General features: G+C 66.3%; 22 protein-coding genes and 1 other RNA gene. 16 read left to right on the top strand and 7 right to left on the bottom strand.

The annotated features are described in order from the left end of the window. Window positions 1–45: 45 nt before the first annotated feature. From rho to ACYCAX_RS03115, 3 genes are all read left to right on the top strand, one after another. Window positions 46–1,308, top strand: a complete 1,263-nt coding sequence (rho, locus tag ACYCAX_RS03125; RefSeq protein WP_015475046.1) for a transcription termination factor Rho — start codon at window positions 46–48, stop codon at window positions 1,306–1,308. Window positions 1,309–1,413: 105 nt separating this feature from the next. Further along, the gene (ubiD, locus tag ACYCAX_RS03120; protein ID WP_460247399.1) at window positions 1,414–2,880 is read left to right on the top strand and encodes a 4-hydroxy-3-polyprenylbenzoate decarboxylase; all 1,467 of its coding nucleotides are present in this window, start codon (window positions 1,414–1,416) and stop codon (window positions 2,878–2,880) included. A 124-nt stretch (window positions 2,881–3,004) separates the two neighbouring features. Continuing rightward, entirely contained in the window at window positions 3,005–3,973 is a 969-nt protein-coding gene (locus ACYCAX_RS03115) for a CDP-6-deoxy-delta-3,4-glucoseen reductase (protein WP_460247398.1), read from the top strand. A gap of 162 nt (window positions 3,974–4,135) precedes the next feature. On the opposite strand, the gene ACYCAX_RS03110 is transcribed toward ACYCAX_RS03115, so the two are convergent. Further along, window positions 4,136–5,113: an NADPH:quinone oxidoreductase family protein gene (locus tag ACYCAX_RS03110; RefSeq protein WP_015475049.1), complete on the bottom strand. Its 978-nt coding sequence runs from the start codon at window positions 5,111–5,113 to the stop codon at window positions 4,136–4,138. Between the two features lie 196 nt (window positions 5,114–5,309). On the opposite strand from ACYCAX_RS03110, the gene ACYCAX_RS03105 reads away from it, so the two are divergent. The 4 genes from ACYCAX_RS03105 (at window position 5,310) to ACYCAX_RS03090 (ending at window position 10,747) form a co-directional block, all read left to right on the top strand. Next, a complete protein-coding gene (locus ACYCAX_RS03105; RefSeq protein ID WP_236620567.1) occupies window positions 5,310–5,669 on the top strand; it encodes a flagellar basal body-associated protein FliL in 360 nt (119 codons plus the stop codon). A 144-nt stretch (window positions 5,670–5,813) separates the two neighbouring features. Further along, window positions 5,814–6,887: an HlyD family secretion protein gene (locus ACYCAX_RS03100; RefSeq protein ID WP_015475051.1), complete on the top strand. Its 1,074-nt coding sequence runs from the start codon at window positions 5,814–5,816 to the stop codon at window positions 6,885–6,887. Next, window positions 6,884–9,619 (top strand): ribosome-associated ATPase/putative transporter RbbA, encoded by a 2,736-nt coding sequence (gene rbbA, locus ACYCAX_RS03095; RefSeq protein WP_460247397.1) that lies wholly within the window; start codon window positions 6,884–6,886, stop codon window positions 9,617–9,619. Before ACYCAX_RS03100 ends, rbbA begins: the two co-directional genes overlap by 4 nt. A gap of 3 nt (window positions 9,620–9,622) precedes the next feature. Then, window positions 9,623–10,747: an ABC transporter permease gene (locus ACYCAX_RS03090; RefSeq protein WP_460247396.1), complete on the top strand. Its 1,125-nt coding sequence runs from the start codon at window positions 9,623–9,625 to the stop codon at window positions 10,745–10,747. A 152-nt stretch (window positions 10,748–10,899) separates the two neighbouring features. On the opposite strand, the gene ACYCAX_RS03085 is transcribed toward ACYCAX_RS03090, so the two are convergent. Continuing rightward, the gene (locus tag ACYCAX_RS03085; RefSeq protein ID WP_460247395.1) at window positions 10,900–12,738 is read right to left on the bottom strand and encodes a sensor domain-containing diguanylate cyclase; all 1,839 of its coding nucleotides are present in this window, start codon (window positions 12,736–12,738) and stop codon (window positions 10,900–10,902) included. Window positions 12,739–12,837: 99 nt separating this feature from the next. Beyond that, window positions 12,838–13,299, bottom strand: coding sequence for an EVE domain-containing protein (locus ACYCAX_RS03080; protein WP_015475055.1), 462 nt, complete (start codon window positions 13,297–13,299; stop codon window positions 12,838–12,840). Between the two features lie 325 nt (window positions 13,300–13,624). Here ACYCAX_RS03080 and ACYCAX_RS03075 point away from each other — a divergent pair, with 325 nt between their 5' ends. Continuing rightward, window positions 13,625–13,756, top strand: coding sequence for a hypothetical protein (locus ACYCAX_RS03075; RefSeq protein ID WP_015475056.1), 132 nt, complete (start codon window positions 13,625–13,627; stop codon window positions 13,754–13,756). A 1-nt stretch (window position 13,757) separates the two neighbouring features. On the opposite strand, the gene ACYCAX_RS03070 is transcribed toward ACYCAX_RS03075, so the two are convergent. The 4 genes from ACYCAX_RS03070 to ACYCAX_RS03055 all read right to left on the bottom strand — a co-directional run bounded on the left by ACYCAX_RS03070 (window position 13,758) and on the right by ACYCAX_RS03055 (window position 15,155). Beyond that, window positions 13,758–14,399, bottom strand: coding sequence for a 5-formyltetrahydrofolate cyclo-ligase (locus ACYCAX_RS03070; RefSeq protein ID WP_294972273.1), 642 nt, complete (start codon window positions 14,397–14,399; stop codon window positions 13,758–13,760). 9 nt (window positions 14,400–14,408) lie between these two features. Beyond that, window positions 14,409–14,587: non-coding RNA, 6S RNA (gene ssrS / locus ACYCAX_RS03065), on the bottom strand. Window positions 14,588–14,631: 44 nt separating this feature from the next. Next, on the bottom strand, window positions 14,632–14,949 hold the full coding sequence (locus ACYCAX_RS03060; protein WP_015475058.1) for a cell division protein ZapA: 318 nt from the start codon (window positions 14,947–14,949) through the stop codon (window positions 14,632–14,634). Continuing rightward, window positions 14,946–15,155: a TIGR02449 family protein gene (locus ACYCAX_RS03055; RefSeq protein WP_015475059.1), complete on the bottom strand. Its 210-nt coding sequence runs from the start codon at window positions 15,153–15,155 to the stop codon at window positions 14,946–14,948. Before ACYCAX_RS03055 ends, ACYCAX_RS03060 begins: the two co-directional genes overlap by 4 nt. A 186-nt stretch (window positions 15,156–15,341) precedes the next feature. Here ACYCAX_RS03055 and ACYCAX_RS03050 point away from each other — a divergent pair, with 186 nt between their 5' ends. From ACYCAX_RS03050 to gcvH, 8 genes are all read left to right on the top strand, one after another. After that, window positions 15,342–15,896 carry a UPF0149 family protein gene (locus ACYCAX_RS03050; RefSeq protein WP_015475060.1) on the top strand — a complete coding sequence of 185 codons (555 nt, stop codon included), beginning with the start codon at window positions 15,342–15,344 and terminating at the stop codon, window positions 15,894–15,896. A 9-nt stretch (window positions 15,897–15,905) separates the two neighbouring features. Then, entirely contained in the window at window positions 15,906–17,240 is a 1,335-nt protein-coding gene (pepP, locus tag ACYCAX_RS03045; RefSeq protein WP_294972281.1) for a Xaa-Pro aminopeptidase, read from the top strand. A 1-nt stretch (window position 17,241) separates the two neighbouring features. Further along, window positions 17,242–18,426 carry a 2-octaprenyl-6-methoxyphenyl hydroxylase gene (gene ubiH / locus ACYCAX_RS03040; RefSeq protein ID WP_460247394.1) on the top strand — a complete coding sequence of 395 codons (1,185 nt, stop codon included), beginning with the start codon at window positions 17,242–17,244 and terminating at the stop codon, window positions 18,424–18,426. Window positions 18,427–18,451: 25 nt separating this feature from the next. Continuing rightward, on the top strand, window positions 18,452–19,669 hold the full coding sequence (locus ACYCAX_RS03035; protein ID WP_460247393.1) for a 2-octaprenyl-3-methyl-6-methoxy-1,4-benzoquinol hydroxylase: 1,218 nt from the start codon (window positions 18,452–18,454) through the stop codon (window positions 19,667–19,669). A 248-nt stretch (window positions 19,670–19,917) separates the two neighbouring features. Continuing rightward, entirely contained in the window at window positions 19,918–20,919 is a 1,002-nt protein-coding gene (locus tag ACYCAX_RS03030; RefSeq protein ID WP_460247392.1) for a Fe(3+) ABC transporter substrate-binding protein, read from the top strand. Between the two features lie 155 nt (window positions 20,920–21,074). Further along, entirely contained in the window at window positions 21,075–22,703 is a 1,629-nt protein-coding gene (locus ACYCAX_RS03025; protein WP_015475065.1) for an ABC transporter permease, read from the top strand. A gap of 112 nt (window positions 22,704–22,815) precedes the next feature. Continuing rightward, window positions 22,816–23,898 carry a glycine cleavage system aminomethyltransferase GcvT gene (gene gcvT / locus ACYCAX_RS03020; RefSeq protein ID WP_015475066.1) on the top strand — a complete coding sequence of 361 codons (1,083 nt, stop codon included), beginning with the start codon at window positions 22,816–22,818 and terminating at the stop codon, window positions 23,896–23,898. A 67-nt stretch (window positions 23,899–23,965) separates the two neighbouring features. Further along, window positions 23,966–24,355: a glycine cleavage system protein GcvH gene (gcvH, locus tag ACYCAX_RS03015; protein WP_460247391.1), complete on the top strand. Its 390-nt coding sequence runs from the start codon at window positions 23,966–23,968 to the stop codon at window positions 24,353–24,355. Window positions 24,356–24,417: the final 62 nt, after the last annotated feature.

Raw genomic sequence — 24,417 nt, 5'->3', positions numbered from 1 at the left:
CACGCTTGTTCCCTTTTCCCCTTTCAGCGTATTTACGTCCCTTCTATGAATCTGACCGAACTCAAGCAAAAGCCGATTGCCGAATTGCTGGAAATGTCCGATGCCATGGGCCTGGAAAACATGGCTCGTTCGCGCAAACAGGACATCATCTTCGCGTTGCTGAAGAAGCACGCGAAAAGCGGCGAGGAAATCTCCGGTGACGGCGTGCTGGAGATTCTCCAGGATGGCTTCGGCTTCCTGCGCTCCGCCGATTCCTCGTACCTGGCCGGCCCCGATGACATCTACGTCTCGCCCAGCCAGATCCGGCGCTTCAACCTGCGCACGGGCGACACCATCATCGGCAAGATTCGTCCGCCGAAGGAAGGCGAGCGTTACTTCGCCCTGCTGAAAGTCGACTCGATCAACTTCGATCGTCCGGAGAACGCGAAGAACAAGATTCTCTTCGAGAACCTGACCCCGCTGTTCCCGACCAAGCGCCTGACCATGGAAGCCGGCAACGGCTCCACCGAGGACCTCACCGGCCGTGTGATCGACCTCTGCTCGCCGATCGGCAAGGGCCAGCGCGGCCTGATCGTCGCCCCGCCGAAAGCGGGCAAGACCATCATGCTGCAGAACATCGCCTCGAACATCACCCGCAACAACCCCGAGTGCCATCTGATCGTCCTGCTGATCGACGAGCGCCCGGAAGAAGTGACCGAGATGCAGCGCACCGTGCGCGGCGAAGTGGTCGCCTCCACCTTCGACGAACCGCCGACCCGCCACGTGCAGGTCGCCGAGATGGTGATCGAGAAGGCCAAGCGCCTGGTCGAGCACAAGAAGGACGTGATCATCCTGCTGGACTCCATCACCCGTCTGGCGCGTGCCTACAACACCGTGATCCCCAGCTCCGGCAAGGTGCTCACCGGTGGTGTGGACGCCCATGCCCTGGAAAAGCCCAAGCGCTTCTTCGGCGCCGCGCGCAACATCGAGGAAGGCGGTTCGCTGACCATCCTCGCCACCGCGCTGATCGAAACCGGTTCGAAGATGGACGAAGTGATCTACGAGGAATTCAAGGGTACCGGTAACTCGGAACTCATCCTCGACCGTCGCATCTCGGAAAAACGCGTGTTCCCGGCGATCAACATCAATCGCTCCGGCACCCGTCGCGAAGAGCTGCTCACCGGTGAGGAAGAGCTGCAGCGCATGTGGATCCTGCGCAAGATCCTGCACCCGATGGACGAGATCGCCGCCGTGGAATTCCTCCTGGACAAGCTGCGCCAGACGAAGACCAACGACGAGTTCTTCGACTCCATGAAGCGCAGCAAGTAAGCGCTCTGCGAGACCAACGAGGCCGGGGAAACCCGGCCTTCGTGTTTCTGCAAGGCGCGGATAGGCGGTAGACTGTCGCATCATCCTGCCGCCATCGAGATCCTCATGCAGTATCGCGACCTGCGCGAGTTCATTGCTGCCCTGGAGCAGCGCGGACAGCTCAAGCGCATCCAGGCGCCGGTATCCCCGGTGCTGGAAATGACCGAGGTGTGCGACCGCACCTTGCGCGCCAAGGGCCCGGCCCTGCTGTTCGAAAAGCCCACCGGCTATGACATCCCCGTACTCGGCAACCTGTTCGGCACGCCCGAGCGCGTGGCCCTGGGCATGGGCGCCGAGGACGTCTCCGAACTGCGCGAGATCGGCAAGCTGCTGGCCTTCCTCAAGGAGCCCGAGCCGCCCAAGGGGCTGAAGGACGCCTGGTCCAAGCTGCCGATCTTCAAGAAGGTCATCAACATGGCGCCCAAGGTCCTGCGGGACGCGCCATGCCAGGAAGTGATCGAGGAGGGCGACGCCGTCGACCTGTCCAGGCTGCCGGTGCAGACCTGCTGGCCTGGTGACGTCGCGCCGCTGATCACCTGGGGCCTGACGGTCACCCGCGGGCCGAACAAGGAACGGCAGAACCTGGGCATCTACCGCCAGCAGGTGATCGGCCGCAACAAGGTCATCATGCGCTGGCTCAGCCACCGCGGCGGTGCGCTGGACTTCCGCGAATGGTGCCAGAAGCACCCCGGCCAACCTTATCCGGTGGCCGTGGCCCTCGGTGCGGACCCGGCGACCATCCTTGGCGCCGTGACCCCGGTGCCGGACAACCTCTCCGAATATGCCTTCGCCGGCCTGCTGCGCGGGCACAAGACCGAGCTGGTCAAGTGCATCGGCAATGACCTGCAGGTGCCGGCCAGCGCCGAGATCGTCCTCGAAGGGGTGATCCATCCCGGCGAAATGGCCGATGAGGGCCCGTACGGCGACCACACCGGCTACTACAACGAGGTGGACCGCTTCCCGGTGTTCACCGTCGAGCGCATCACTCGCCGGCAGAAGCCGATCTATCACAGCACCTACACCGGCCGCCCGCCGGATGAGCCGGCGATCCTCGGCGTGGCGCTGAACGAAGTCTTCGTGCCGATCCTGCAGAAGCAGTTCCCCGAGATCACCGACTTCTACCTGCCGCCCGAAGGCTGCTCCTACCGCATGGCGGTGGTGACCATGAAGAAGCAGTATCCCGGCCACGCCAAGCGCGTGATGCTGGGTGTCTGGTCGTTCCTGCGACAGTTCATGTACACCAAGTTCGTTATCGTCACCGACGACGACATCAACGCCCGCGACTGGAACGATGTGATCTGGGCCATCACCACGCGCATGGACCCCAAGCGCGACACGGTGATGATCGACAACACGCCGATCGACTATCTGGACTTCGCTTCGCCGATCTCCGGCCTCGGTTCGAAGATGGGCCTGGATGCCACCCACAAGTGGCCGGGCGAGACCAGCCGCGAGTGGGGACGGGTGATCGAGAAGGACCCGGCGGTGACCCGCCGCGTCGATGAAATCTGGGCGAGCCTGGGCATCGACTGATGCCTGGGTAACCCTGTAGGAGCGAGCTTGCTCGCGAACATTACCCTGCAGCGGGGCTGGGTTCGCGAGCAAGGACTAAGGCGTCCCCCTCGGTCCTACAAAATCAAAAGAACGAGAACAACGCTTGAAAGTGACCTTGCAACCCTCCGGCGCCCAGCTCGAGCTGCGCCCCGGCGAACGTATCCTCGATGGCGCGCGGCGCCTGGGCTACGAGTGCCCGCAGAGCTGCCGCAACGGCAACTGCCATATCTGCGCGGCGCTGCTGGTGGAAGGCCGCGTGCGCCAGTCGGGCGAGGTGCGCGACCACGGCGAACTCTTCACCTGCCTGGCCGAGCCGCTGGAAGACTGCGTACTGCACTGGGACGGTGTACTGGCGCCCGGAGAACTGCCGGTGCGCAAGCTGTCCTGCCAACTGACCTTCTGCGAGCCGGTGGGCGGCGATGTCTGGCGCGTGCGCCTGCGCGCACCGGCCGGCAAGCCGCCGCGCTACCACGCCGGGCAGTACCTGCTGATCGAGCGCGACGGCAATGAGCCGGCGGCCTTCTCCCTGGCCTCCGCGCCGCACGAAGGCCGCGATCTGGAGCTGCACATCCTGGCCCGCGAGAACAGCGCCATCGACCTGCTGGCGCAACTGCAGCGCGACCACATCGCTCGCGTGCAGATGCCCTTCGGCGACGCGCACCTGGCCGACCTGCCGGATGGCCCGCTGGTGTTGATCGCCGCCGGTACCGGCATGGCGCAGATGCACAGCCTGATCGAATACTGCCGTGCCACCGGTTTCGCCCACCCGGTGCACCTCTACTGGGGTGTGCGCCGCCCGGAAGACTTCTACGAACTGCCGCACTGGGAGCGGTGGCAGGGCGTGCCCAACCTGTACCTGCACAAGATCGTCAGTGACCTGTGCGGCTGGCAGGGGCGTTGCGGGTTGCTGCATGAAGCAGTGTGCGAGGACTTCGCCGATCTTTCCGGCCTGCGGGTCTACGCCAGCGGCTCGCCAGCGATGGTCTACGGCACCCTGGATGCGCTGGTGGCGGCGGGCATGGACCCGCACCAGATGCGCGCGGACGTGTTCGCCTACGCGCCGCGCGGCTGATTCAGGGTAAGTCGCGGCGGCTTTTCGTAGGAGCGAGCTTGCTCGCGAACCCGCTGAGGGCGGCCCGCTGCGCCAACACCAGCACAAGAAAAGCCCCGCTCACGCGGGGCTTTTGGTTTTTCGCAGGAGCGGATGAAGTCCGCTCCTGCAAGGCGCACGGAATCAACGCACCGTCACCACCACCTTGCCCACCGCCTTGCGCTGTCCCAGGTGATTGATCGCCTCGGCCGCCTTCTCCAGCGGATAGGTCTGCGACACCAGCGGCTTGATCCTGCCTTCGGCGAACCATTTGAACAGTTGCTGGAAGTTCGCCGCGTTGTCCTGCGGCTGGCGCTGGGCGAAGGAGCCCCAGAACACGCCGACCAGCGAGGCGCCCTTGAGCAGGGTGAGGTTGGCCGGCAGCGACGGGATGGTGCCGCTGGCGAAACCTACCACCAGCATGCGGCCGTTCCAGGCGATGGAGCGGAAGGCTTCCTCGAACAGGTCGCCGCCCACCGGGTCGTAGATCACGTCCACGCCCTGGCCACCGGTGATTTCCTTGAGCTTGTCCTTCAGGCTGCCTTCGCTGTAGTTGACCAGCACGTCGGCGCCGGCGGCCTTGGCCACTTCCAGCTTGGCGTCGCTGCTGGCGGCGGCGATCACTTTCGCGCCCATTGCCTTACCGATCTCCACCGCCGCCAGGCCCACGCCACCGGAAGCGCCGAGCACCAGCAGGGTCTCGCCCGGTTGCAGGTTGGCGCGCTGCTTGAGCGCGTGCATGGAGGTGCCGTAGGTCATGCCGAAGGCGGCGGCGCTGGCGAAGTCCATTCCGTCGGGAATCGGCATCACGTTATAACCGGGCACCGCCACTTCCTCGGCGAAGCTGCCCCAGCCGGTCAGCGCCATCACGCGGTCGCCGGGCTTCACGTGGGTGACCTTCTCGCCCACCGCGCCGATCACACCGGCAGCCTCGCCGCCCGGGGAGAACGGGAAGGGTGGCTTGAACTGGTACTTGCCCTCGATGATCAGCGTGTCGGGGAAGTTCACCCCGGCGGCATGCACCTGCAGCAGGACCTCGTTCTTCTTCGGCGCGGGGCTGGCGATGTCTTCCAGCACCAGGGTTTCGGCGGGGCCGAAGGCTTTGCACAGCACGGCTTTCATGGGGAGTACTCCGCTTTAGGTATCGGGGCAGTGTAGGAGCGCAGGTCGGGAGGGCAAATCACAATGGCCCCGGCTTATGCCTCGATATAGCTTGGGCGGCGGCGTGAGTCTGGCTATCCTTGCCCGCATCGAATCCGGAGACATCGCCTTGAGAGCTTTCCTCGCACTGCTGCTGGTCCTGTCCTTCAGCCCTTTCATGGCCGTCGCTGAAGAGGCCAAGCCGGCAGACGCCAAGAAGCCGGTTTTCGTCGATCTCACACCGGCGCTGGTGGGTAACTACGGCAGCGGCCCGCGCCTGAAGTACTTCAAGGCAGACATCGCACTGAAAGTCACCGGCAAGGAGGCCTCGGAGAAAGTCGAGCACCACGAGCCGCTGATCCGCAACCAGTTGGTGATGCTCTTCGCCCAGCAGACCGATGACTCCCTCGGCAGCGTCGAGGGCAAGGAAAAGCTGCGTCAGGACGCCCTCAAGCAGGTACAGGACGTGCTGCAACAGGAAGAAGGCCAGCCGCTGGTGGATGACCTGCTGTTCAACAATCTGATCGTCCAGCCCTGATCTCGGGGCCTAGGCCGCGTCGCACTGGGCGTGTCGGAGGTTTCCCGGTCACGCCTGATTTGTATCAAGCCCCATTCGCCGTCAATTGCCGATTATCCCCTCATGATTCGCTCGAATTTGAGCGTGCGGACAAGGAGATTTCGTATGGCGGGAAATGCAAAGAGCTGGCGCACCCGAGCACTGATCCTGGTGGTCGCGGCTGTGCTCGCCGCGCTGGCCTGGCAGACGTTCAAGCCGAACGGCCTTCCCGAAGGCTTCGCCAGCGGTAACGGTCGTATCGAAGCGACCGAAGTCGACGTGGCCACCAAGCTGCCCGGACGCGTGGCGGAAATCCTGGTGGACGAGGGCGACTTCGTGAAGGCCGGCGACGTGGTGGCGAAGATGGACACCCAGGTGCTCCAGGCCCAGCTCGCCCAGGCCCAGGCGGAAGTGCGGCGGGCGCAGAACGCCCAGCTCACCGCGCAATCCCTGGTGGCCCAGCGCACCAGTGAGAAGTCCACCGCCGAAGCCGTGGTCGCGCAGCGCCAGGCGGAACTCACCGCCGCGCAGAAGCGCTTCACCCGCACCGAACAGCTGGTCAAGCGCAACGCGCTGCCGCAACAGCAACTGGACGACGACCGCGCCGTGATGCAGAGCGCCCAGGCGGCACTGGCCGCTGCGCGTTCCCAGGTGGTCTCGGCGCAGGCCGGCATCGCCGCCGCGCGCTCCCAGGTGATCGAGGCGCAGTCGGCCATCGAGGCCGCCACCGCGAGCACCGAGCGCCTGCAGGCGGACATCGACGACAGCCTGCTCAAGGCGCCGCGCAACGGCCGCGTGCAGTACCGCGTGGCGCAGCCGGGCGAAGTGCTGGCGGCCGGCGGCAAGCTGCTCAACATGGTCGACCTGGCCGACGTCTACATGACCTTCTTCCTGCCCTCGGGCCAGGCCGGCAAGGTCGAGCTGGGCCAGGAAGTGCGCCTGGTGATCGATGCCGTGCCCGAGTACGTGATCCCGGCCAAGGTGTCCTACGTCGCCAGTGTCGCGCAGTTCACCCCGAAGACCGTGGAGACCGCCAACGAGCGCGAGAAGCTGATGTTTCGCGTCAAGGCGCGCCTGGATCCGGGGTTGCTGGAGAAGTACATCACCTACGTGAAGACCGGCGTGCCGGGCATGGCCTACCTGCGCCTCGACCCGCAGGTGCAGTGGCCGACTGAACTGCAGATCAAGGTCCCGCAATGAATGCCGCCGACTGCGTGGCCCGTCTGGCCGGCGTCTCGCTGCGCTATGGCGAGACCCGCGCAGTGGACGACGTCAGCCTGGAAATCCCGGCCAACCGCATGGTCGGCCTGATCGGCCCGGACGGCGTCGGCAAGTCCAGCCTGCTGGCGCTGCTGGCCGGCGCGCGGAAGATGCAGGATGGCGAGATCCAGGTGCTCGGCGGCGACATGCGCGACGTGCGCCACCGCCGCGCCGTGTGCCCGCGCATCGCCTACATGCCGCAGGGTCTGGGCAAGAACCTCTACCCGACGCTCTCGGTGTTCGAGAACGTCGACTTCTTCGGCCGCCTGTTCGGCCACGACAAGGCCGAGCGCGAGCGGCGTATCGCCGACCTGCTGCACAGCACGGGCCTCGCGCCCTTCGCCGAGCGCCCGGCGGGCAAGCTCTCCGGCGGCATGAAGCAGAAGCTCGGGCTGTGCTGCGCGCTGATCCATGATCCCGACCTGCTGATCCTCGACGAGCCCACCACCGGTGTCGACCCGCTGTCTCGCAACCAGTTCTGGGAACTGATTGCGCGCATCCGCGCCGGCCGCGAAGGCATGAGCGTGCTGGTGGCCACTGCCTACATGGAGGAAGCCGAGCGCTTCGACCATCTGGTGGCGATGGACGAGGGCAAGGTGCTCGCCACCGGCACGCCCGCCGAACTGCGTGCGCACACTGGCACGCAGAACCTCGAAGAGGCTTTCATCGCACTGCTGCCCGAGAGCAAGCGCGCCGGCCATCACCGGCTGGTGATTCCGCCGCGCCCGCAACCTGGCGGCGCGCCGCAGATCGCCATCGAGGCCGAGGGGCTGACCTGCCGCTTCGGCGATTTCGTCGCGGTGGACCGCGTCAGCTTCCGCATCGAGCGTGGGGAAATCTTCGGCTTCCTCGGCTCCAACGGCTGCGGCAAGTCCACCACCATGAAGATGCTCACCGGCCTGCTGCCGGCCAGCGAAGGCACCTGCGCGCTGTTCGGCCAGCCGGTGAACGCCAACGACATGGAGACGCGCCGGCGCGTCGGCTACATGTCCCAGGCCTTCTCGCTGTACGCCGAGCTGACGGTGCTGCAGAACCTCGAACTGCACGCCAAGCTGTTCCACATCCCGCACGAGCAGATCGGCCCGCGTGTCGAGGAAATGCTCCAGCGCTTCGACCTGGGCAAGGTCAAGGACGAGCTGCCCGACAGCCTGCCGCTGGGCATTCGCCAGCGCTTATCGCTGGCGGTGGCGGTAATCCACAAGCCGGAAATCCTGATTCTCGACGAGCCCACTTCGGGCGTCGACCCAGTGGCTCGCGACGGCTTCTGGGAACTGATGGTGGAGCTGTCGCGCAACGACGGCGTGACCATCTTCATCTCCACCCACTTCATGAACGAGGCCGAGCGCTGCGACCGCATCTCGCTGATGCACGCCGGCAAGGTGCTTGACAGCGATACCCCGCAAGGACTGATGGACAAGCGCGACCTGCCGACCCTGGAGGCCACCTTCATCGCCTACCTGGAAGAGGCCGCCGGCAGCGCGCCGGTGCCCGACGCCACGCCTGCCTCCGAGCAGCCAGCCAATCCAACCCGCTACAGGGGCAGCGATCGCTTCAGCTGGCTGCGCCTGTTCAGCTACGCGCGCCGCGAGGCCATGGAGCTGCGCCGCGACCCGATTCGCCTGACCCTGGCGCTGGTGGGTACCGCGCTGCTGATGTTCATCATGGGCTATGGCATCAACATGGATGTCGAGGACCTGACCTTCGCCGTGCTCGACCGCGACCAGACCACCACCAGCCAGGCCTACGCGTTGAATATTTCCGGCTCGCGCTACTTCATCGAGAAGGCGCCGATCCAGAACCCCGAGGAGTTGGAGCGACGCCTGCGCAGCGGCGATATCAGCCTGGCGGTGGAGATCCCGCCGAATTTCGGCCGCGACCTCAAGCGCGGCGCCGACCCGGCCATCGGCGTGTGGATCGACGGTGCCATGCCGACCCGCGCCAACACCGTGCTCGGCTACGTGCAGGGACTGCACGCCAGTTACCTCGCCGACCTGGCACGCCAGAACGGCAACGCTGCCGCCAGCGCGGCGGCGAGCACCGAAGTGCGCTTCCGCTACAACCCGGACGTGGAAAGCCTCAAGGCGATGGTGCCGGCGGTGATCCCGCTGCTGCTGATCATGATCCCGGCGATGCTCACCGCGCTGGGTGTGGTGCGCGAGAAAGAGCTGGGCTCGATCACCAACCTCTACGTCACGCCGGTCACGCGCCTCGAATTCCTGCTCGGCAAGCAGCTACCGTATATCGGCATGGGCGTGATCAACTTCGTGTTGATGCTGGCGATGGCCGTGCTGCTGTTCCAGGTGCCGCTCAAGGGCAGCTTCCTGGCGCTGCTGGTCGGCGCGTTCCTCTACGTGGTGACCAGCACCGGGCTCGGCCTGCTGCTCTCGACCTTCATGAAGAGCCAGATCGCCGCCGTGTTCGGCACTGCCATCGCCACCATGATCCCGGCGATCCAGTTTTCCGGGCTGATCCACCCGGTGTCGTCGCTGGAGGGCGCGGCGGCGGTGATCGGCCAGCTCTACCCGACCTCGCACTTCCTGATCGTCAGCCGCGGCGCCTTCTCCAAGGCCCTGGGATTCGCCGACCTGTGGGTCTACTACCTGCCGCTGCTGGCGATGGTGGTGGTGCTGACGCTGCTCAGCGTGGCCTGCCTGAAAAAGCAGGAGGACTGAGCGATGAAGAAGCTGGCGAACATCTTCAACCTCGGCATCAAGGAATTCCGCAGCCTGGGCCGCGACTACGCAATGCTGATCCTGATCGCCTGGGCCTTCACCCTGGGCGTCTACAGCTCGGCCACCGGCGTGCCGGAAACCCTGCACCACGCGCCGATCGCCATCGTCGACGAGGACCAGTCGCAGCTCTCCTCGCGCATCGTCAACGCCTTCCAGCCGCCGTACTTCCGGGTGCCGGAAATGATCGGCCACGCGCAGATGGACCGCGGCATGGACGTCGGCCTGTACACCTTCACCCTGGACATCCCGCCGGACTTCCAGCGCGATGTGCTGGCCGGGCGGCAGCCGGCGATCCAGGTCAACGTCGATGCGACGCAGACCGGCCAGGCCTTCTCCGGCGCCGGCTACATCCAGAGCATCGTCGGCACCGAGGTGCGCGAGTTCGTCAGCCGCTACCGCGCCGAGGCGGCGATGCCGGCGGAGCTGGCGGTACGCATGGAATTCAACCCGAACCTGACCCAGGCCTGGTTCGGCGCGGTGATGGAGGTGATCAACCAGATCACCATGCTGTCGATCATCCTCACCGGCGCGGCGCTGATCCGCGAGCGCGAGCACGGCACGGTGGAACACCTGCTGGTGATGCCGCTGACCGCCTTCGAGATCATGATGGCCAAGGTCTGGTCGATGGGCACCGTGGTGCTGGTGGCGGCGGCGATCTCGCTGCAACTGGTGGTGCGCGGCTGGCTGGACGTGCCGATCAGCGGCTCGGTGGGGCTGTTCCTGTTGGGCGCGGCGCTGCACCTGTTCGCCACCACCTCCATGGGCATCTTCCTCGGCACCGTGGCGCGCTCGATGCCGCAGCTGGGGTTGCTGGTGATCCTCACCCTGATGCCGCTGCAGATCCTCTCCGGCGGCACCACGCCGCGCGAGAGCATGCCGGAACTGGTACAGACCATCATGCTGGCGGCGCCGACCACCCACTTCGTCAGCCTGGCCCAGGCGATCCTCTATCGGGGGGCGGACCTGTCCATCGTCTGGCCGCAGCTACTGTCCATCGTCGGGATCGGCGCGGCGTTCTTCTTCGGCGCCCTGTGGCGCTTCCGCCGGACCATCGGGCAGATGGCGTAACGTCCGCTCTTTGCTCTTTGCTCTTTGCTCTTTGCTCTTTGCTCTTTGCTCTTCGCTCTTCGTAGGAGCGAGCTTGCTCGCGAACAAATTATCCGACGACTAAGGAGTCAAGCGGGTTCGCGAGCAAGCTCGCTCCTACAGAAATGCCGTCCTCACTCCACCGGCCACACGCACGTCTGGTTCCGTCCCCGATGCTTGGCCGCATACAGCGCCTGGTCCGCCTGGGAGATCAACTGGTCGGGCTCGGCGTCCTGCCCCGGTTTGGCGATGGCCACGCCGATGCTGATCGTCAGCCGTCCCAGCTCCGTCGCCGGGTGGACGATGGCCAGTTCGGCGATCCGCTGGTGCACCCGCGCGGCCACATGGGCGGCGCCTTCCAGGCCGGTGTCGGTGAGGATGATCACGAACTCCTCGCCGCCGTAGCGGCAGGCCACGTCCCCTTCGCGTTGCAGGCAGCTCCGCAGGGCGCCGCCGACCCGGCGCAGGGCGTCGTCGCCGGCCAGGTGACCGAGACAGTCGTTGAAGCGCTTGAAGTGGTCGACGTCGAGCATCAGCACCGCCAGCGGCGCGTCGGCCCGGCGCAGGCGCCGCCATTCGCTCTGCAACTGGCGGTCGAAGTAGCGGCGGTTGAACAGGCCGGTGAGGCCGTCCTGTTGCGACAGCTTCTGCAACTGGGCTTCCAGTTGCAGGCGCTCGCCATTGTCGCGGGCCACGGCGATCAGGTAGTCGCGCTCGCCCTGGCGGGTCAGCTGGGTATTGATCTCCGCCGCCTGCAGGCTGCCGTCGCGGCGCTGCATCTCGCGCTGGAAGATCATCGACAGGTTCAGCCGGTTGGCCTGCTGCACCAGTTGCAGCCAGGCGAAGAAGCCGGGGATCAGGCGTTCCGGATCGTCGCGCAGCAGTTGGCGGAAGTCCTCGGCGCTGTAGCCGAGGCTGCTGTAGGTGGCGCGGTTCATGTGCAGCAGCTCGCGGTTCTGCACATCGAAGATGAACAGCGCGTCGCGGCTGGAGTCCGTCAGGTCGAGAACCAGTTGCAGGCGTTCGCGGCTGTCGAGCAGGTGCCCCTCGATCTCCTGGCGCTGCTCGGCCTCCAGGTTGAGCAGGCGGTTGCCGGCGCTCAGCGCGCTGGCGCGGCGGGCGTTGTCCAGCGCCAGGGCGAGGGCGGCGACCAGCAGCAGGCTGATGGTCACCGCCGTGCCGAACACCACGGCCGGCAGCGGTGTGGAGAGCGATTGCACCAGCGCCGCGCTGGGGCTGAGCTCCAGTTCGAAGCTGCGGTTGTTCAGCAGCCGTAGCGGCAGGCGCAGGGTTGCCTCGGCCTGGCTGTCGGGTTGGGAGCGGACGTAGAGCGGCTGGCCGTGCTCCAGCAGGCGCACGCTGAACAGGTGGTCGTCGGCCTGCTCCAGCAGATGGTCCATCAGGTTGCCGACGCGGAAGATACCTTCCATGAAGCCGTCGAAGCGCAGCGTGCCGTCGGATGCGCGCAGGTACACCGGCGCGTAGAGGGCGAAACCACGGCCGCCCTGGAGCAGCTCGATGCTGTCGCTCAGCCGGGGCTTGCCGGTATCGCGCGCGGCCATCGCGGCGTCATAGCCGGGGCTCAGCGGCGTCAGCCGATAGTTCAGTGCCGTCTCGTTGCCCTGCAGGGGCTCCACCCAGCGGATGCGCAGCTCCGGATCGGCCCACTGGATCGACTGGTAGCCGGCGAAGTTGTCGATATAGAAGCGCGCGTTGAGCTCCCACTCCGAGCGCGGGATGCGGTCGTGGTGGGTCCAGAGCTGCGCCAGCAGGTTCAGCCCCTGGACCTGCTCGTGCAGGGTGGCTTCCAGTTGATGGGCCAGGGCGCGCGCCTGGTAGTTCAGGCGTTCGCGAACCCGTTGCCGTTCGCTGCTGGCCAGTTCATGACCGAGCCAGAGACTGGCCAACAGGAGAACGCAGAGCAGGCCGCCAAGCCCGAGATAGGTGGAAACGGAGGACTTCAGGCGGTCCATGCGGAAAATTCCGAAGGCGTTCCTTACCTAATAGCACAGTGATATCGGTCTTTCACGGCCTTGCCCGCCACTGTCGGCCCTTTCCTTTTTCTAGCGCTTCTATCGCCGAACCAGAGTCAGCACGATCTGCCATTGCGCCTCGGTTACCGGCATGACCGACAGGCGACTGCCGCGCTGTACCAGCGGCATTTCTTCCAGCCCCGCCTGGACCCTGAGGGTGGCCAGTGGCAGCACTGCGGTGAAGGCTTCGACGAAGCCGACGTCGCGGGCGGTCCAGGGATTCTTCTCCGCGCTGGCCTTGGGGTCGTGGTAGGGGCTCTGCGGATCGAGCGCGGTGGGGTCGGGGTAGGGCTCGCCCTCGATCGTCGCGATCCCGGCGATGCCCGGTTCGGGGCAGCTGGAGTGGTAGAAGAAGAACAGGTCGCCCGGCTGCATGCCGCGCATGAAGTTGCGCGCCTGGTAGTTGCGCACGCCGTCCCAGCGCGCCGTTTTCAGGCGTTGCAGGTCGTGGATCGAGAGTTCGTCGGGCTCGGATTTCATCAGCCAGTAAGCGCGTGCCATCCGCGGGAGTCTCCTTGTGTGTGGCGAATTTCCGGGAGCGGGCGCGAAGTCCGTCCAGGGACTAATGGTAGGTGTTTCCCCTGCGACAAGTTGCCGGCTCGCGAAAGTTTCGCTGTAGGAAGAATATGGGGAGATCCGGCATGAACCTTGCCTGGAAGTGCGCGCAGTTTTGGAAGGCGCGCCTCCTCCGACGATCGGTTGGCGTCAGAATTGCGAGAAGCTTTTCATTGTCGGAGAATGCCGCCATTTTTAGCTTGGACCGCCGGACGGACAAAAAACCACCGCCGGCATCGTGGACAGTTTGCCTGGAAGGGGGAGGCAATCGATGAAACGCAAGCCTGATCTTTTGTGGGTTCTGGTAATCCTGTTCGGCCTGGGAGTCGTCACCACCGGTTACACCCAGAGCCTCTGGGAGCGTCAGGGTGAGGTTCCCGCCCAGGTGACCCAGCAGCCCTGATTCATTTCGCCGGGTGTCGCAAGGAGCGCGACGCCTGCGCGAGTCGGCCATACCAGCCGCCGTCCGTCACCGTACCCATCAGCGGTACGTCCCAACTGGCCAGTTCCAGTCGATCGACTTTCTGACATTCGTGCGCCAGACCCAATAGCGTCGGTGTGTGCCAATTTTTGCGCATGCCCAGGTAGGCCAGGGTGCGGTCGTAGAAGCCTTTGCCCATCCCCAGGCGTCCACCTTGCGGATCGAATCCCACCAGTGGCAGCAGCAGCAGGTCCAGGGCCCAGGCCGGGCGTTGCCGGCTGCGGTCGCGTGCGGGCTCGGCGATGCCGAAACGGTTGCGTGTCCAGCGTTCGCCAAGGCCGACGCGCTGGAAGGTCATGTGGGTCCTGGGCCAGTCCGACAGCACCGGCAGGTAGGTGGCCTTGCCGCGTTTCTGCGCCGCCTTCATCAGCGGTCGTGGGTCGATTTCGCCGTCGGCCGGCAGGTACAGGGCGATGTGCCGCGCGCGGCGAAACAGCGGGTGCTGCGCCATCCGGCGATACAGAGCCTGGGCCGCGAGGCGTTGCTGGAGTGGGGTGAGGGCGCGTCGGGCCTCGCGCAACTGACGGCGCAGGGCCGGACGGGAAAGACCGTCGCTATGGATCATCGAAGGGTAAAGCTCCCCGGACATGCCGCTGTCGGGTTAGCCCTTGAACCCGAGAGTTCAAGGTGGTGGTTGCAGTAGGCTTTAAGGCTTTCCGTCGTGCGGACATGCACACCAGCCCAACTGGCAACCCCCGTTGTTGCAATTATCGGCTCAGGGACATCACCGACTGGCCAACACACCAGGGAACGAAGCGGATTATACCCCAAGGAAATTTCCAGGGTCAGACTTCACCCTATTCTTGATCGGTGGTAAGGGTATCGGTGGTGAGGGCCCGGTCCACGCGCTCGAGCAGTTCGCGCACGCGCTCGCGGGTGGAGCTGGCGTCGTGGTCGAGGCGTTCCTGCTTGTGCAGCAGATCGTGGGTGATGTTCAGCGCGGCCATCACCGCCACGCGGTCGGCGCCGATCACTTTGCCGCTGGAGCGTATCTCGCGCATCTTGCTGTCGAGATAGCGCGCGGCGCTTTCCAGGTTGACGCGTTCCTCGGGAGGGCAGGTGATGCAGTACTCCTTGTCGAGGATTTGAACATTGAGGGTATTCGACTGGCTCATGAGTCCTGCTCCAAGGCTTTGAGTCGCAAAATCATCGCTTCGACCTTCTGCCGCGCCAATTCGTTCTTCTCGATCAGATGGGCGCGCTCTTCCCGCCAACTCTTTTCGTTCGCCCGCAGCAGCCGGTTTTCGGCCTTGAGCTGTTCCAGGCGCTGGAGCAACTGGTCGAACTTGGCGATCAGCGTGTGCAGGTCGGCGTCTTCCATAGACTCTCGCTTGGCTCTCTACTCGTAAGAATGGGAGTGACCGGAAACTATATAGGACCGCCGTAGGGGTGGGTCAACGCGGCGACCCGTTACATGGTCTTGCACAGGGCGGCGGTGCTAGGATACGAGACCACATTCTATGCGCGGCGCCCGATGGCGCCTAGCGGCCATACCCCGGGTTCGATCATGTCCACGTCAAGTTCCGCCTATAACGCCTTCGCCGCCCTGCTCGCCGAGGCCGCCCTGCCGATTTCCCCCGCCGAACTGCACGGCCACCTGCTGGGCCGCGTCTGCGCGGGCAGCGGCTTCGACCAGGCGGAGTGGCTGCAGGCCGCCAGCGAGTTGCTCGGCGGTGAGCCGGGCGAGCGCCTGGGCGCGGCCCTGGGCGGGCTGCTGGGCATGGTCCAGCAGGACTTCGGCGCCGGCGAGATGGCCGTGGTGCTGATGCTGCCCAACGACGACGCCCCGCTGGCCGAGCGCGCCGCCGCCCTGGGCCAGTGGTGCCAGGGCTTCCTCGCCGGCTTCGGCCTGGCGCTGCGTTCCCCCAGCCTGTCGGATGAAGCCGACGAAGTACTGCAGGACATCGCCGCCATCGCCCAGGTCCAGGGTGCGCTGGAAGATTCCGAAGACGGCGAGGCCGACTATATGGAAGTGCAGGAATACCTGCGCGTCGCCCCGCTGCTGCTGTTCTCCGAATTCGGCAAGGTGCCGGCACCGGCCGAGAAACCCTCCCTGCATTGAGGTCGCTGCATGATCCGTATCGCCAAGTCGGAATACGCCCGTCGCCGCAAGGCGCTGATGGAGCAGATGGAACCCAACAGCATCGCCATTCTCCCGGCGGCGCCGATGTACATCCGCAACCGCGACGTCGAGCACGTCTACCGCCAGGACAGCGATTTCCAGTACCTCACCGGCTTCCCCGAGCCGGAAGCGGTGATGGCGCTGATCCCCGGCCGCGAGCACGGCGAGTACGTGCTGTTCTGCCGCGAGCGCGATCCGGAGCGTGAGCTCTGGGACGGCCTGCGCGCCGGCCAGGACGGCGCGATCAAGAACTTCGGCGCCGACGACGCCTTCCCCATCGGCGATATCGACGACATCCTGCCCGGCCTGATCGAAGGTCGCGACCGCGTCTATTACGCGCTGGGCGCCAACCAGGAGTTCGACCGCCGGCTGATGGACTGGATCAACGTGATCCGCTCCAAGGCCCGTCAGGGCGCGCAGCCGCCGAACGAGTTCGTCGCTCTCGACCACCTGCTGCACGACCTGCGCCTGTACAAGAGCGCGGGCGAGGTGAAGGTGATGCGCTACGCCGCCGAGGTCTCCTCCGGCGCCCACGTGCGCGCCATGCAGGTGTGCCGTCCGGGGCTGAACGAATACCACCTGGAAGCCGAGCTCGAGTACGCCTTCCGCAAGGGCGGGGCGAAGATGCCGGCCTACGGCTCCATCGTCGCCACCGGCCGCAACGCCTGCATCCTGCACTACCGGGAGAACGACGCGACGATCAAGGACGGCGACCTGATCCTGATCGACGCCGGCTGCGAGATCGACTGCTACGCCAGCGACATCACTCGCACCTTCCCGGCCAATGGCACCTTCAGCCCCGAGCAGAAGGCCATCTACGAGCTGGTGCTGGAGGCCAACGTCGCCGCCTTCGACTACATCGCCCCCGGCCGTCACTGGAACGAGGCCCACGAGGCCACCGTGCGGGTCATCACCGCCGGTCTGGTGAAGCTCGGCCTGCTCAGCGGCGACGTCGACGAACTGATCGAAAGCGAAGCCTACAAGGCGTTCTACATGCACCGTGCCGGCCACTGGCTGGGCATGGACGTGCACGACGTCGGCGAATACAAGGTCGGCGGCGAATGGCGCGTGCTCGAAGTCGGTATGTCGATGACCGTCGAGCCGGGCATCTACATCGCCCCGGACAACACCGACGTGCCGAAGAAGTGGCGCGGCATCGGCGTGCGCATCGAGGACGACGTGGTGGTGACCAGGACCGGCTGCGAAATCCTCACCAACGGCGTGCCCAAGACCGTTGCCGAGATCGAAGCGCTGATGGCCGAGGCCAAGGCTCAGGCCGCCTGACATGCAACGTCCGCAACTGGCCATCATCGGTGGCGGCCTCGTCGGCGCGAGCCTGGCGTTGATCCTCCAGGCCGGTGCTCGCGAGCGCGGCTGGCGGATCGTGCTGGTCGAGCCGTTCGCCCCCGGCGATGCCTACCAGCCCAGCTACGACGCGCGCTCCACGGCGCTGTCCTTCGGCAGCCGGCAGATCTACGAGCGCCTGGGGCTCTGGCAGCAGATATCCCTGCGCGCCGAAGCGATCACCCAGATCCACGTGTCCGACCGTGGCCGCTTCGGCTCCGCGCGCCTGACGGCGGTGGAAGAGGGCGTTCCGGCTCTCGGCTACGTGGTGGAGAACGCCTGGCTCGGCCGGTGCCTGTGGCACGCACTGGACCCGGAAGTGGTGAGCTGGCGCTGCCCGGCCGAGGTGCGCCGGATGGACGCACTGGGCGACGGCTACCGCCTGACCCTGGACGACGATTCGCTTTTGGACTGCGACCTCGCCGTGCTGGCCGACGGCGGCCGCTCCGGCCTGCGCGAGCAACTGGGCATCGGCGTGCGCGCCTCATCCTACGGGCAGACCGCGCTGATCGCCAACGTCAGCCCGTCCGAAGCCCATCGCGGCCAGGCCTTCGAACGCTTCACCGAGAACGGCCCGCTGGCCCTGCTGCCGCTGCCGGAAAACCGCTGCGCGCTGGTCTGGACCCGCAACGGCCGTGACGCAGAGCGTCTGCGCGAGCTGTCCGACGCGGCGTTCCTTGCCGAGTTGCAGGAGGTCTTCGGCTATCGCCTCGGCGCCTTCCGTCAGGTCGGCGCGCGCTACGGCTACCCGTTGAGCCTGATCGAGGCCGAGGAACAGATTCGCCCGCACCTGGTGGTGCTGGGCAACGCCGCCCACAGCCTGCACCCGATTGCCGGGCAGGGCTTCAACCTGTCGCTGCGCGACGCCCAGGCTCTGGGCGACCAACTGTTGCAGGACGAGGCCATGCCGGGCGATTTCGCCGTACTGCAGCGCTACCTGGACGGCCAGCGCCTGGATCAGCAGATGACCGTCGGTTTCTCCGACCGCGTCACCCGCCTGTTCTCCAACGCTCAACCGCTGCTCGCCAGCGGCCGCAACCTGGGCCTGCTCGGCCTCGACCTGCTGCCGCCGGCCAAACGCTGGTTTGCCCGCCAGGCTATGGGCCTGGGCGCCCGCCCGGTGTGACAGCCCCAGCCAATAAGGAAATTCGATGCACGCGGATCTGGTAATAGTCGGGGCAGGCATGGTCGGCAGCGCGCTGGCCCTGGCCCTGGAAGGCAGCGGCCTGGACATCCTGCTGCTGGACGGCAGCCCGCTGAGCGTCAAGCCGTTCGACCGCGAGGCGCCGTTCGAGCCGCGCGTCAGTGCCTTGTCCGAGGCCAGCCGACGCATCCTCCAGCGCCTGCACGCCTGGGACGGCATCGCCGCGCGGCGTGCCGAACCCTACCGCGAGATGCAGGTGTGGGACGGCTCCGGCACCGGGCAGATCCACTTCAGCGCCGCCAGCGTGCACGCCGAAGTGCTCGGCCATATCGTCGAGAACCGCGTGGTGCAGGATGCCCTGCTGGAGCGCCTGCACGACTCCGCCCTCGGCCTGCTGCCCGGCGCGCGCCTGGAGCAACTGCGCCACTCCGGCGACGACTGGCTGCTGAGCCTTTCCGATGGTCGCGAGATCCGCACGCCGCTGGTGGTTGCCGCCGACGGCGCCAACTCCGCCGTGCGCCGCCTGGCCGGCTGCGCCACCCGCGAGTGGGATTACCTGCACCACGCCATCGTCACCAGCGTGCGCTGCGAAAAGCCGCACCTGGCCACCGCCTGGCAACGCTTCACCGACGACGGCCCGCTGGCCTTCCTGCCACTGGCGAAGGAGGGGGACGCGCACTGGTGCTCGATCGTCTGGTCGACCACCCCGGAGCGGGCCGAGCGGATCATGGCGTTGGACGACGATGGCTTCCGTGCCGCGCTGGGGCGGACCTTCGAGCAGCGCCTGGGCGCCATCGAGCACGCCGACCGCCGCCTGTGCATTCCGCTGCGCCAGCGCCATGCCAAGCGCTACGTGGAGCCGGGGCTGGCGCTGGTCGGCGATGCCGCGCACACCATCCACCCGCTGGCCGGGCAGGGCGTGAACCTCGGCTTCCTCGATGCCGCGGTGCTTGCCGAGGTGATCCTGCATGCCTACGAGCGCGGCGAGAACATCGCCGAAGAGCGTGTGCTGAGCCGCTTCGAGCGCCGCCGGATGCCGCACAACCTGGCGATGATGGCGGCGATGGAAGGCTTCCAACGCCTGTTCCAGGCCGATCCGCTGGCGGTGCGCTGGCTGCGCAATGCCGGGTTGCGGCTGGTGGACAAGCATCATGAGGCCAAGGGGATGTTCGTGCGGCAGGCGCTGGGGCTTTCGGGCGATCTGCCGACGTTGGCGCGGGTCTGATCACCGCGGCCTCTTCCAAGGGGGAGAGGCTGAGCGTCCAGAACTCGCCGGGCGACTCCGTGAATAACCGCGTACTCCGAACGGCCCCCTCTCCTTCTGGAGTGGGATGCGCAGCCGGAGCTGGGGTGAGGGGGCTCCCCGCGACCCCAAACCGCACCCTCCCGAAACACCTCGACACAACTACGCGCCTCAATGGCAAATGCGGTTCCTTATCATTTGCAGGATTCTTCCCCGCACAGGACACGCCCATGCTCATGCGCAAAGGTCTTCTCGCCACCCTCATGCTGGCCGCCATCGGTAGCACCGCCCAGGCCGCCGACGAAGTGGTGGTCTACTCCTCGCGCATCGACGAGCTGATCAAGCCGGTGTTCGACGCCTACACCGAGAAGACCGGGGTGAAGATCAAGTTCATCACCGACAAGGAAGCGCCGCTGATGGCGCGGATCAAGGCCGAAGGCACCAACACTCCGGCCGATCTGCTGCTCACCGTGGACGCCGGCAACCTCTGGCAGGCCGAGAAGATGGGCATCCTGCAGCCCTTCGACTCGCCGGTGCTGGATGCCAACATCCCGCCGCAATACCGCTCCGGCACCGACAGCTGGACCGGCCTGTCGCTGCGCGCGCGCACCATCGCCTACTCCACCCAGCGGGTGAAGCCCGAGGAGTTGAGCACCTACGAGGCCCTGGCCGACAAGCAATGGGAAGGCCGCCTGTGCCTGCGCACGGCGAAGAAGGTCTACAACCAGTCACTGACCGCCACCCTGATCGAAACCCACGGCGAGCAGAAGACCGAGGAAATCCTCAAGGGCTGGGTGAACAACCTGGCCACCGACGTGTTCTCCGACGATACCGCGCTGCTCCAGGCCATCGCCGCCGGCCAGTGCGACGTCGGCATCGTCAACACCTACTACTTCGGCCGCCTGCACCAGGAGAAGCCGGACCTGCCGGTGAAGCTGTTCTGGCCGAACCAGGGCGACCGTGGCGTGCACGTCAACCTGTCGGGCATCGGTCTGACCAAGCATGCGCCGCACCCGGAAGCCGCCAAGAAACTGGTGGAGTGGATGACCGGCCCGGACGCTCAGTCGCTGTTCGCCGGCATCAACCAGGAGTTCCCGGCCAACCCGAAGGTGGCGCCGTCGCAGGAAGTGGCGGCCTGGGGCGTGTTCAAGGCCGACAGCATTCCGGTGGAAGTCGCCGGCAAGCGCCAGGCCGAGGCGATCAAGCTGATGGACCGCGCCGGCTGGAATTGAAGAGACGGCCGAGGCCGCCAGCGGAAAGCGGCAAACTGTAAGCTGCAAGCGGTTGGCTCAGATATGGTTCCCACGCTTCTGCGTGGGAAGCATAGTGCTCTTGAAAGCGCCCCGGCCCGTGCCGGGGCTTCGTGTTTTTCGATCCTGAGGTTTTCGTGGCCCATCCCGCCCCCCGCCGCTGGTATCCCATCACCTTTGCCGTCGCCGCCCTGGTGTTGCTGCCGATCAGCGTCCTGCTGCTGAGCTGGGCGGAGATCGACCGGGAAATCTGGTCCCACCTGTGGCAAACCCAGCTGCCGCGCTTGCTCGGCAACACGCTGATCCTGGTCGGTGGCGTGGGTGTGGGCGTGACCGTGCTGGGTGTCAGCCTGGCCTGGCTCACCAGCCTCTGCGAGTTTCCCGGGCGGCGCTGGCTGGACTGGGCGCTGATGCTGCCCTTCGCGGTGCCGGCCTACGTGCTGGCATTCGTCTTCGTCGGCCTGCTGGATTTCGCCGGCCCCGTGCAGACGCTGCTGCGCGAATGGTTCGGCAGCGGCCTGCGCCTGCCTCGGGTGCGTTCCACCGGCGGGGTGATCATCGTCCTGGTGCTGGTGTTCTACCCCTATGTCTACCTGCTGGCGCGCACCGCGTTCCTCGCCCAGGGGCGTGGCCTGACCGAGGCGGCGCGGGTGCTCGGGCTGTCGCCCTGGGCGGCGTTCTGGCGTGTCGCCCTGCCGATGGCGAGGCCGGCCATCGGCGCCGGCCTGGCGCTGGCGATCATGGAAACCCTGGCGGATTTCGGCACCGTCTCGGTGTTCAACTTCGATACCTTCACCACCGCCGTATACAAGACCTGGTACGGCTTCTACAGCCTCTCCAGCGCCACCCAGCTGGCCAGCCTGCTGTTGCTGTTCGTCATGCTGGTGCTGCTGGGCGAGCGCTACAGCCGGGGGCGATCGAGCGCGCCCAGCGAGCGGCCGCGTGGTGCGGCACTGTATCGCCTGCAGGGGCTCAAGGCGTTCGCCGCGACGGCCTGGTGCCTGCTGGTGTTCGCCTGCGCCTTCGTCATTCCGGTGCTGCAGTTGCTGGCCTGGTGCTGGCAGAAGGGCCGTTTCGATCTCGACGAACGCTACTGGGGCCTGATCCTGCACAGTCTCTACCTGGGCGGCCTGGCCGCGCTGGTAACGGTGGCGGTGGCGCTGCTGCTGGCCTTCGCCTGCCGCCTGTCGCCCACTCCGGCGGTGCGTTCGGCGGTGGGCCTGGCGAACCTGGGCTACGCGCTGCCCGGCTCGGTGCTGGCGGTGGCGATCATGCTGGCCTTCAGTTGGCTCGACAACCACGCGGTGATCCCGCTGTCCACGGCCCTGGGCGGTACCGGCAAGCCGTTGCTGCTGGGCAGCCTCGGCGCGCTGCTGATGGCCTACCTGATCCGTTTCATGGCCGTGGCCCACGGCCCGCTGGAGGGCGCCCTGGCGCGTATCCGTCCGTCGCTGCCGGAGGCGTCGCGCAGCCTCGGGGTGGGCGGTACGGAGCTGTTCTTCCGGGTCTATCTGCCGTTGCTGCTGCCGGGGACGTTGAGCGCCGCGTTGCTGGTGTTCGTCGACGTGCTCAAGGAAATGCCGGCCACCCTGCTGATGCGTCCCTTCGGCTGGGATACCCTGGCCGTCCGGGTCTTCGAAATGACCAGCGAAGGCGAGTGGGCGCGCGCCGCGCTGCCGGCGCTGACGCTGGTGCTGGTAGGACTGTTCCCGGTCATCGGCCTGATTCGTCGTTCCGCACGACCGGCCGGTTCCGCCAGTCGCTGAGATTCGATTGTCGGACAAGCTGTCCACGGGCCGGTCATGCGACTACAATGCGCGCGTTTCGTGCGGGCCGTACTCGCGCTCCGCACCCGCCTCGCCCGGAAGGAGACCACCCATGGGACAGCGCACACCGCTCTATGATTTGCACGTCGCCCTTGGCGCCAAGATCGTCGATTTCGGCGGCTGGGACATGCCGCTGCACTACGGTTCGCAAGTCGAAGAGCACCACCAGGTACGTCGCGATTGCGGCGTGTTCGACGTTTCCCACATGACCGTGGTCGACGTCACCGGTCCGCAGGCCAAGGAATACCTGCAACGACTCCTGGCCAACGACGTCGAACGACTTCAGGTTCCGGGCAAGGCGCTGTACAGCGGCATGCTCAACGAACGTGGCGGGGTGGTCGACGACCTGATCGTCTACCTTGGCGTGTACGGCTACCGCGTGGTGGTCAATGCCTCCACCCGCGACAAGGACATGGCCTGGATGCAGGCCCATACCGAAGGCTTCGACGTCACCCTGACCGAGCGCGCGGACCTCGCCATGCTCGCCGTGCAGGGCCCGAACGCCCGCGAGAAGACCGCCGAGCTGGTCACTCCCTCGCGCGCCGCGCTGATCCGTGAGCTCAAGCCCTTCCAGGGCAAGGCCGACGGTGACTGGTTCATCGCCCGCACCGGCTACACCGGCGAGGACGGTCTGGAAATCATGCTGCCGGCCGCCGAGGCGCCGGGCTTCCTCAACGACCTGGTCGGCGCCGGCATTTCCCCGGCGGGCTTGGGCGCGCGCGACACCCTGCGCCTTGAGGCCGGTATGAACCTGTATGGCCAGGACATGGACGAAGAGATCACCCCGCTGGCCGCCAACATGGGCTGGACCATCGCCTGGGAACCGGCCGAGCGCGACTTCATCGGCCGCCAGGCACTGCAAGCGCAGAAGGCTGCGGGCGATGCGCCCAAGCTGGTCGGCCTGGTGCTGGAAGAGCGCGGCGTGCTGCGCGCGCACCAGGTGGTCCGCGTGGCCGGCGTCGGCGAAGGCGAGATCACCAGCGGCAGCTTCTCCCCGACGCTGGGCAAATCCATCGCCCTCGCCCGCGTGCCGTCAACCACCGGCGACCGCGCCGAGGTGGAAATCCGTGGCAAGTGGTACCCGGTTCGCGTCGTTCAGCCGAATTTCGTGCGTCATGGCAAAGCCCTGATCTAAATTGCATGATCTAACTTGAAGAGGGCGGCACCGCCGCCCGTCGCCCAGTCCTCGAGGAAAAAACAAGATGAGCAATATCCCCGCCGACCTGCGTTACGCCGCCAGCCACGAGTGGGCGCGCCTGGAAGCCGACGGTACTGTGACCGTGGGCATCTCCGACCATGCCCAGGAAGCCCTGGGCGACGTGGTCTTCGTCGAACTGCCGGAACTGGGCAAGACCCTCGCCGCCGGCCAGGAAGCCGGTGTCGTCGAGTCGGTGAAGGCCGCTTCGGACATCTATGCCCCGGTGGGCGGCGAAGTCATCGCCGTCAACGACGTGCTGGCCGACACCCCGGAAGAAGTGAACAACGACCCGTACGGTTCCTGGTTCTTCAAGCTCAAGCCGAGCAACCCGGCCGAGCTGGACAAGCTGCTCGACGCCGCCGGCTACCGCGCTGCCTGCGACGCCGACGCGTAAGACACTGCTGCAAACACAGGCCTCGACTCGTCGGGGCCTGTTCTTTTTACGGACCGACCTTT

The organism is Pseudomonas sp. MT3, assembly GCF_054720805.1.
Note: the sequence above shows the minus strand (reverse complement) of the source record. Positions and strands in the feature narration are given on the sequence as shown.